Source organism: Sphingomonas sp. LH128 (assembly GCF_000293195.2).
Taxonomy (GTDB): domain Bacteria; phylum Pseudomonadota; class Alphaproteobacteria; order Sphingomonadales; family Sphingomonadaceae; genus Novosphingobium; species Novosphingobium resinovorum_A.
In genome coordinates this window covers 1-1856 of sequence record NZ_ALVC01000409.1, presented here as the reverse complement: position 1 = coordinate 1856, position 1856 = coordinate 1, and the positions used below count along the sequence as shown (strand labels likewise).

The window sequence follows — 1856 nt, the reverse complement described above, 5'->3', positions numbered from 1 at the left end:
CAGCCAATTCCTACTTCAGAACAGTGCCTTACGCTACTCCCGCCAACCCTCTCGAGCACTCCGGTGAATAACAGCGGCTAGCCGGTTCGATCCTGCGTTATCGAACGGGCGAGACTGTTCCGAGGTTGACGCTGTTGGGACGACTGACGCACCCCGGCGTGGGTTTGCACGTGAAGGATTACCGAAGGTGGCTGTTTCTGACGCCGCTGATCGTTCTGTGCGTGACGTTCATGTTATTCATGGCCGCGCTGTCGTTGGCGCTGTACTCTGCGGCAAAGGGCGTGTTTGCAGGCCCGATGACGTATCTGGCACTGCTAGCGGTGTCTTTAGGCTGTGTGTGGTCCTTGTCGCAGCGCTGGAATCGGTTGTTCACGGATCGCATTCTGCTGCTGGGTATGGGCGACGTTGCGGACGTCGACGGGGGGGTGGTTCTTGATTGCGAGCGAGGCAGTGAAGGACGACTGGCGATCGTGATCAGGAGATATTTCGCGGATTGTCCGATATGTGATGCTGAGACGGTGATGCTGGCGCGTGGCGGCGTGGAGTATCCGGGGCGGATTGTCGGGCGGTGTCAAAACAGCCCGCGAGAGCACGTTTTCAGCTTTGATAGGGTGACGCTCGAGGGGGCACCGCTGCGGCAGCGGCGCCGCGATGAAGGGAAGGCCGTCTAGCGCGCGGGCGCACGTCGGTTGGCCCGCAGGGCCCATATATGTTCAGAGCAAAGGATTAGATGCCAAATGCCGGTAGATGAAGGATCGACGTTGACGCGCGCGGATCTTGCGGAGGCGCTGCATCGTGGGGTTGGGTTTTCAAGGAACGATGCACTTCACCTGGTGGAGCAGATCCTCGAGCGCATGACGGATGCGTTAGCCGCAGGCGAGAACGTGAAGATCACGAATTTCGGGACATTTTTGCTGAACGATAAGGCCGAGCGGGTCGGGCGCAATCCGAAGACGGGGGTGGAGGTGCCGGTATCAGCGCGGCGCGTGGTGACGTTCAGGCCGAGCCAGGGATTGCGCGATCAAGTGGCCGGGTCGCCTGCTACGTAAGTTGCGAGGCCGAGCCACGATCCGTTCCCGCCGCGAAACTGGCGCACGACGTCGCCGCGATCCCAATGGCCGGTGAAGATTCCGCGCCTGTTGATGCCGCCGACGGGACGGGTGCGAGCGGCCAGCAGTCTGGCACGGCGGGTGTCGCGATCGAGGTGACGCAGAGGTTCCATGGTGATGATCCTTTCTGCAGGATCGATCGCGCAGCGATCGGTCAGATTTTCATGAAGAGCCACGCATAGATGAGCGAAGCGGCGAGGGCGGCGAACAGAGTGCAAGCCGCTCGTGGGGCGCCGTAGGCAGCTACGGGGAGGGCAGCTTTCATGTCAGGCTTCATCCTCGGCATGATGCTGGTCCTGGGCGTTGACCCAGGCAAGGTTGATCGCGGCGCCTATGAATGCCCATACGACGATCGCGACGACGGACCATGTTTGCCATGATCGAGGCGGTAGTTCGGTCAGGTTCCCGAACAGTGTCGCGATTGTGAAGTTGGCGATGAGCAGCGCCAGGATGACAATCCATGGCGTCCACAAGGGCCGATTCAAGAGCTTTGCCAGCATCGATGGGCTCCTATTTGTACCAGGGGTGACGGGAAGGGCTGCCTGGCTTGTCTCAATGACTTTGAAGCAGTCGGTCGACCAATAAGGCAAGCGATAGCGCGGCGATCAGCGGGTCGCCGGTCTGGCAAGAAGTTTGGAACAGGGGGTGTAGGGGTTGCCAGACCGGCGGGAACAAGACTGCATCTCGTCGTCTGTGAAAAGCGCTGAAGCCCGCAGGGAGGCGTGGGTTTTGGTGGATATGAAGTAA

General features: G+C 60.5%; 5 protein-coding genes. 2 read left to right on the top strand and 3 right to left on the bottom strand.

Going from position 1 to position 1856, the window contains the following annotated elements; translation table 11 throughout:
* Positions 1-134: 134 nt before the first annotated feature.
* Both LH128_RS26835 and LH128_RS26830 read left to right on the top strand, forming a co-directional pair.
* Positions 135-671, top strand: coding sequence for a hypothetical protein (locus LH128_RS26835; protein ID WP_327195279.1), 537 nt, complete (start codon positions 135-137; stop codon positions 669-671).
* A gap of 66 nt (positions 672-737) precedes the next feature.
* Positions 738-1049 carry an integration host factor subunit alpha gene (locus tag LH128_RS26830; RefSeq protein ID WP_008832842.1) on the top strand — a complete coding sequence of 104 codons (312 nt, stop codon included), beginning with the start codon at positions 738-740 and terminating at the stop codon, positions 1047-1049.
* Here LH128_RS26830 and LH128_RS26825 read toward each other — a convergent pair.
* The 3 genes from LH128_RS26825 to LH128_RS34810 all read right to left on the bottom strand — a co-directional run.
* Positions 1022-1222, bottom strand: coding sequence for a hypothetical protein (locus LH128_RS26825; protein WP_083910358.1), 201 nt, complete (start codon positions 1220-1222; stop codon positions 1022-1024). The two genes, LH128_RS26830 and LH128_RS26825, sit on opposite strands and share 28 nt — an antisense overlap.
* 153 nt (positions 1223-1375) lie before the next feature.
* Entirely contained in the window at positions 1376-1609 is a 234-nt protein-coding gene (locus tag LH128_RS26820; RefSeq protein WP_008832840.1) for a hypothetical protein, read from the bottom strand.
* A gap of 52 nt (positions 1610-1661) precedes the next feature.
* Positions 1662-1856 (bottom strand): hypothetical protein (locus LH128_RS34810; RefSeq protein ID WP_327195278.1); only part of this gene is annotated, 195 nt, incomplete at its 5' end.

Excerpts from the sequence above, each read along its gene's own strand:
- LH128_RS26830 (WP_008832842.1), top strand. The coding sequence starts at position 738 with ATGCCGGTAGATGAAGGATCGACGTTGACGCGCGCGGATCTTGCGGAG.
- LH128_RS26825 (WP_083910358.1), bottom strand. The coding sequence starts at position 1,222 with ATGGAACCTCTGCGTCACCTCGATCGCGACACCCGCCGTGCCAGACTG.
- LH128_RS26820 (WP_008832840.1), bottom strand. The coding sequence starts at position 1,609 with ATGCTGGCAAAGCTCTTGAATCGGCCCTTGTGGACGCCATGGATTGTC.